At 68.6% G+C, this 6,092-nt stretch carries 5 protein-coding genes; 2 read left to right on the top strand and 3 right to left on the bottom strand.

Annotation, left to right across the window (positions count from 1 at the left end):
* A partial coding sequence (locus AAG801_RS39600; protein WP_341893356.1) for a TonB-dependent receptor occupies window positions 1–998 on the top strand: 998 nt, incomplete at its 5' end.
* A 32-nt stretch (window positions 999–1,030) separates the two neighbouring features.
* Window positions 1,031–1,960, top strand: a complete 930-nt coding sequence (locus AAG801_RS39595; RefSeq protein WP_341893355.1) for a copper chaperone PCu(A)C — start codon at window positions 1,031–1,033, stop codon at window positions 1,958–1,960.
* A 24-nt stretch (window positions 1,961–1,984) separates the two neighbouring features.
* On the opposite strand, the gene AAG801_RS39590 is transcribed toward AAG801_RS39595, so the two are convergent.
* The 3 genes from AAG801_RS39590 to AAG801_RS39580 form a co-directional block, all read right to left on the bottom strand.
* Complete coding sequence (locus AAG801_RS39590) at window positions 1,985–3,715, bottom strand: phospholipase D family protein (RefSeq protein ID WP_341893354.1); 1,731 nt, start codon at window positions 3,713–3,715, stop codon at window positions 1,985–1,987.
* Window positions 3,716–3,821: 106 nt separating this feature from the next.
* Window positions 3,822–5,726 (bottom strand): ATP-binding cassette domain-containing protein, encoded by a 1,905-nt coding sequence (locus AAG801_RS39585; protein WP_341893353.1) that lies wholly within the window; start codon window positions 5,724–5,726, stop codon window positions 3,822–3,824.
* Window positions 5,727–5,890: 164 nt separating this feature from the next.
* Window positions 5,891–6,092 (bottom strand): hypothetical protein (locus AAG801_RS39580; RefSeq protein WP_341893352.1); only part of this gene is annotated, 202 nt, incomplete at its 5' end.

The raw sequence follows: 6,092 nt of genomic DNA, 5'->3' as shown, positions 1-6,092 counted from the left end.
CACGACTGCGCAGCGCCATCGGCACCACGCGCGACTGGATCGGCGGGCCGGCCGTGTCGCCGTTCTCCGCCTTCAACGGCAACACGCGCCTGCGCTCGCTCTACGTGCAGGACACCTGGCGCTTCGCCAAAGACTGGAAGACCACGCTGGGCCTGCGCCACGAGCGCTGGGAGGCGTACGGCGGCCAGCTCGGCAACGCGGCGCGGCTGCTCGACTTCGCGCCGCGCAAGAACAGCTTCGTCTCGCCCAAGGCCGCGCTCGCCTGGCAGGCCACGCCCGACTGGCTCTTCAAGGCCTCGACCGGCCGCGCCGTGCGCATGCCCACCGTGAGCGAGCTCTACCAGGGCTCGATCGAGGGCAACCGCATCGTCAACACCAACCCGAACCTGCGCCCCGAGCGTTCGTGGACCGCCGAGCTGAGCGCCGAGCGCGACCTCAAGCGCTGGGGGCTCGACGGCGTGCTGCGCACCACGCTGTTCTTCGAGCACACGAAAGACGCGCTCTACACCCAGGCGCTCACCAACCTCGTGAGCACGGTGCAGAACGTCGACGCCATCCGCACGCGCGGGTTGGAGGTGGCGCTGAACACGGTCGACGCGGGCATCCAGGGACTCGACCTGAGCGGCAGCCTCACGCTGACCGATTCGAAGATCACCGCCAACAGCGGCTTCCCGGCCAGCGTCGGGCGCGACCAGCCGCGCGTGCCCAAGGTGCGCGCCTCGCTGCTCGCCACCTACCGGCCCGATGCCAAGTGGAGCTACACCGTCGGCGCGCGCTACAGCGGCCGGCAGTACGGCACGCTCGACAACAGCGATCCGAACGGCATGGCCTTCATGGGCTTCTCGAAGTTCTTCGTGGTCGATGCGCGCATCCGCTACCGCATCGACCGCCAGTGGAGCGCCGCCGTCGGCATCGACAACCTCAACAACCGGGCCTACTGGGCCTTCCACCCGTACCCGCAACGCACCTTCGTGGCCGAACTCAAGTTCGACCTTTGACCCTCACCTTTTCCTCTCCAAGGACACACGCCATGACGAAGCCTTCGACCCCCACCTTCCACACCCTCGCCGCCTGCGCCCTGCTGGCCGGTGCCAGCGCCGCCGGCGCCCACGTGAGCCTGCCCCCGGGCGGCGCCACCGTCGGCAGCGAGTACAACGCCGCCTTCCGCGTCGGCCACGCCTGCGAGGGCGCCAAGACCACCACCGGCCTCGCGGTGCGACTGCCCAAGGGCTTCGTGCTCACCGACGCGCAGGCGCGCAAGGGCTGGAAGCTCGACGCGCCCAAGGCCGGCAGCGCCGAAGGCGAAGTGCGCTGGACGGCCGAGACGCCGCAGAACGCGCTGCCCGGCAACGAGCGCGGCGAGTTCGTGCTGCGCGGCAAGGTGCCCGCCGCGCCGGGCCCGCTGTGGTTCAAGGTGCGCCAGGACTGCGACGTCGGCAGCGTCGACTGGGCCGAAGTGCCGGCCTCGGGCAGCGCCACGGCCGGCCTGAAGACACCCGCGCCCAAGCTCGACGTGGTGGCGCAGGGCGTGGCCACGGTCGACGTGCGCGACGCCTGGGTGCGCCAGTCGGTGCCGGGCCAGAGCGGCACGGGCGCCTTCATGAAGCTCACCGCGCCCACCGGCACGAAGCTGGTCGGCATCTCGACGCCCGCCGCCGGCGTGGCCGAGGTGCACGAGATGAAGATGGAAGGCGACACCATGCGCATGCGCGAACTGGCGGGCGGCCTCGACCTGCCGGCCGGCAAGACCGTCGAGCTCAAGCCCGGCGGCTACCACGTGATGTTGATGGACCTGAAGGGCGCGATGACCAAGGGCGCGACCGTGCCCATGACCCTGAAGTTCGAGGACGCCAAGGGCGCGAAGACGACGCTGGAACTCAAGCTGCCGGTCGGTGCGCCCGAAGGCGCCGTCGCGGCACCGGCTCCCGCCGCAGGCGGTGCGCACCAGCACAAGCACTGACCCCGTCGGGGTCTCGCCGGACCGTCAGAGCAACTGGTCCGGCGCCAGCGGCCCGAACAGCCGCAGCAGGAAGCGCAGCGTGGCGCTCGCGTCGGGCTCGGTGTCCGTGTCCTGCAGGCCGCTGCCTTCGGGCGCGTGCCACACCAGCGTGCCCTTCTCGAGTTCGACATGCCACGAGCGCTCGCGCATGCCGCGTTCGATCTGCTCGGCCGCCACGCGCGAGAGTTCGCTGCTGCGGATCAGCAGCGCGATCTCGGTGTTCTGCAATTGCGAGCGCAGGTCGAGGTTCATCGAGCCGACCACCAGCAGCCGGCCGTCCATCACCAGCACCTTGGAGTGCAGCATCGCGCGCGATTCGCCACTGGCGCTGCCCGCGCTGCTGCCGCCCGAGGAGCCGAACACATTGCCGAAGTCGGTCTGTTCACTGCGCAGCTCGTACAGTTCGACGCCCGCGGTCAGCAGCGCCTTGCGGTGGCGCGCATAGCCCACGTGGGCGATGGGTGCGTCGTTCGAGGCCAGTGAATTCGTCAGCACGCGGATGCGCACGCCGCGCGCGTGCGCCGCGGCGAAAGCCTGCTGCATGTCGGGGCCGGGCACGAAGTAGGGCGAGATGATCAGCAGGTCGGTGCGCGCCTGGCCAATCAGGTGCAGCAGGCCTTCGACCACCGTGTCGCCGCTGGACGCCAGGTCGGCCAGCGCCGCGGCGTTGCGCGACGGCAGCGCGGGCCGGCTCACCACGAGGTCGGGGTTGCGCGTCGCGCCGGGGCCGCGGTCGGCGGGGATCTTGCCGGGTGCATCGGCCAGCATGAGCGCTGGCGCCCAGACGAAGGCGGCGCTGCGCAAGTCGAGCGGCTTCTCGTCCCAGGCGCGGGCGCGCTGTTCGGCCGTGGGCGCCGCGCCGGGGCGGGGCTCGCCGTCGGGTGGCTTCGGGTGGTTGCGGGCTTCGGCGGCTTCGTCGCCGAGTTCCTTGTCGATGCTCCGCGCGCGTTCGCGGATGCGCTGGAACTCCTCGCGCGAGACCAGCGACTGCACGGGGTAGGCGCGCTCGTTGTTCCAGTAGCTGTCGAAGCTGCGCGAGAGGTCCTGCACGATCGGGCCGGCCGCCAGCACGTCGACGTCAACGAAGTTGCCGTTGGTGGCATTGCCGAAGTAGGCGTCGCCCAGGTTGCGCCCGCCGGTCACGCCCATCACGTTGTCGGCCAGGAACAGCTTGTTGTGCATGCGCTGCTGGATGCGCGAGACCTCGCCGATGGCGTTGAGCATGCGGTTGAAGCCGGTGCCGCGCGAGCCCGCCAGCGGATTGAACAGGCGCATCTCGATGTTCGGGATGAAGGCCAGGCCGAGCACCAGCGCGTCGCGGCCGACGGTGTGGAAATCGTCCAGCAGGATGCGCACCCGCACGCCGCGCTCGGCCGCCGCCTGCAACCCGCGCACCAGCCGGCCCGTGCTGGCGTCGGCATGGATGGCGTAGTACTGCAGGTCCAGCGTTTTCTGTGCGCTCTCGATCAGCGCGAGCCGGCTGCCGTAGGCGGCCTGCGGGCCGCCCAGCAAGAGGAAGCCCGAGTCGAAGCGCGCCTTGTCGGCCTGCCGCCGCTCTTTCAGCAGCGTGGCCAGCGCCGTGCCGTCGGGCGAGGCGAGCGCAGTCGAGACGGGGCGGTCCACATCCTTCGGCAGCTGCGCGCAGGCGCCGAGCACCAGGATGGTCAGCAGCGCGGCGCTGCGGCGGACCAACGCGTGGAAAGAAGAAGAAGGCATGCGGCGGGGTCTTTCCGGGAGCCGGGGAAGGCGGTGCCGCATGTATAGCCGAGTTGGCGCCCGCCGTGGGTGGGACGGGCGGCCAACCGGCGCAGGAAGACGTCGTTCAGCGCCCGGCGCCGAGTTCTTCCTGGCGCTCCAGCGCGGCGAGCAACTCGTCGTCGATCTTCGCGTGGCGCTCGCTGAGTTCGACCGCGCGCGAGGCGTCGCTTGCGTAGATGGCGCCGCCGTCGAGTTCGAGCATTTCGCTGATGCGCTTCTGCTCGGTTTCGAGGGCTTCAATCTGCGCGGGCAGGGCTTCGAGTTCGCGCTGCTCCTTGTAAGAGAGCTTCTTGCGGGGGCCGCCCGTGGGGGCGGCAGCGGGTGCAGCTGCGGGCGCCGCGGCTGGTGCGGCGGCGGGGGCCGGCGGTGCCGCCGCGAGGCGCTGCTCGGCGATCTCGCGCGCGCGCTTCGACTGGATCAGCCAGTCTTCCACGCTGCCCTCGTACTCGCGCCAGCGGCCATCGCCTTCGAAGGCGATCGTGCTGGTCACCACGTTGTCGAGGAAGGTGCGGTCATGGCTCACGAGGAACACGGTGCCGTCGTAGTCCTGCAGCAGGCCTTCGAGCAGTTCGAGCGTGTCGATGTCGAGGTCGTTGGTCGGCTCGTCGAGCACCAGCACGTTGGCCGGGCGCGCGAACAGGCGCGCCAGCAGCAGGCGGTTGCGTTCGCCACCGCTGAGCGAGCGCACGGGGGAGTTGGCGCGCGCGGGCGAGAACAGGAAGTCCGACAGGTAGCTTTTGACGTGCTTCTTCTGGCTGCCGATTTCGATCCACTCGCTGCCGGGGCTGATGAAGTCTTCGAGCGTGGCGTCGAGGTCAAGCTTGTCGCGCATCTGGTCGAAATACGCCACCTGCAGGTTGGTGCCGCGGCGGATCTTGCCGCTGTCGGGTTCGAGCTCGCCGAGGATCAGCTTGAGCAGCGTCGTCTTGCCCGCGCCGTTCGGGCCCAGCAGGCCGATCTTGTCGCCGCGCAGGATGGTGCCGCTGAAGTTGCGGATCACGGTCTTCTCGCCGAAGGACTTGGTGGCCTCGGTGAGCTCGGCCACGATCTTGCCGCTGGACTGGCCCGAGGCCACGTCCATGTTGACGCTGCCCTGCACCTCGCGGCGCGCGGAGCGGCTGGCGCGCAGTTCCTGCAGTCGCGTGATGCGGCTCTGGCTGCGCGTGCGGCGGGCTTCGACGCCCTTGCGGATCCAGATCTCTTCTTGCGCCAGCAGCTTGTCGGCCTTGGCGCTGATGATCGCTTCCTGGGCGAGCTGTTCTTCCTTCTGGAGGAGGTACTGCTCGAAGTTGCCGGGGTAAGAACCCAGCTTGCCCCGGTCGAGCTCCACGATGCGGGTGGCAACGCGGTTCAAAAAGCTGCGGTCGTGGGTGATGGTGACGACGCTGCCCTTGAAGTCGATCAGCAGTTGTTCGAGCCACTCGATGGAGTCGAGGTCCAGGTGGTTGGTGGGCTCATCTAATAAGAGCACATCGGGCGCGGCCACCAGGGCCTGGGCCAGGGCGACCCGCTTGCGCGTGCCGCCGGAGAGGGAGCCGACGCGCGCGTTGCGATCGAGGTGGAGGCGGTGCAGCGTCTCTTCGACGCGCTGTTCCCAGTTCCAGGCGTCATAGGCTTCGATCTTGGACTGCAGGGCGTCCAGGTCGAGCCCGTCCGCGCCGGAGAGGTACAGGTCACGGATGGCGATGACTTCGCCCAGGCCCTGGCTGGCGGCGGTGAAGACGTCCGCATCCATGTCCAGCGCGGGCTCCTGCGCCACGTAGGCGACGCGCAGGTTCTGCTGCAGCTGCAGCGTGCCGTCGTCGGGCTTCTCCAGCCCGCCCAATATCTTGAGCATCGACGACTTGCCGGCGCCATTGCGGCCGATCAGGCCGATGCGTTCCGATTCGAGAAGAGAGAAGTCCGCATGATCCAGCAGCGGGACGTGACCGAACGCGAGCTGCGCGTTGAGGAGTGTGATGAGTGCCATGTGGCACGGATTATCGGAGGGGCGGATGATGGCGCCTGACGGCCAGGGGAGAGGACTTCTTTGGCGCTCTCTATATAGAGAGGGTCTGGAGTCATCCAGGAGAGGCGCTGACAACCAGGAAAGAGGTTTGAGGCTGTTGGTGAGCGAGGCGAGAAGCGCCTCCTTCAAGTTTCTTTCGGCTTGCCTTGCAGAGCCCGAAATCTGTCATATACTCGTGGGCTTCGCTGCTGAATACCTCTGGTTTTCGAAGCGACTGGTGCTCTCAGGAGTGCTGGTTGTGGGTGGTGAAGAAAGTCTTCGAAAGTTGACGCGGTTTGAAAAAACAGTGCATAATCGAAGGCTTCGCTGGAAACAACTTCAGCGACT

This window comes from Variovorax sp. YR752, from assembly GCF_943372545.1.
The sequence above is the reverse complement of the archived record's forward strand: the minus strand, read 5'-3'. Positions and strand labels throughout refer to the sequence as shown.

What these genes read in the sequence shown, in the direction of transcription:
- AAG801_RS39585 (WP_341893353.1), bottom strand. Translation starts at nt 5,726, where the DNA reads ATGGCACTCATCACACTCCTCAACGCGCAGCTCGCGTTCGGTCACGTC.
- AAG801_RS39590 (WP_341893354.1), bottom strand. Translation starts at nt 3,715, where the DNA reads ATGCCTTCTTCTTCTTTCCACGCGTTGGTCCGCCGCAGCGCCGCGCTG.
- AAG801_RS39595 (WP_341893355.1), top strand. Translation starts at nt 1,031, where the DNA reads ATGACGAAGCCTTCGACCCCCACCTTCCACACCCTCGCCGCCTGCGCC.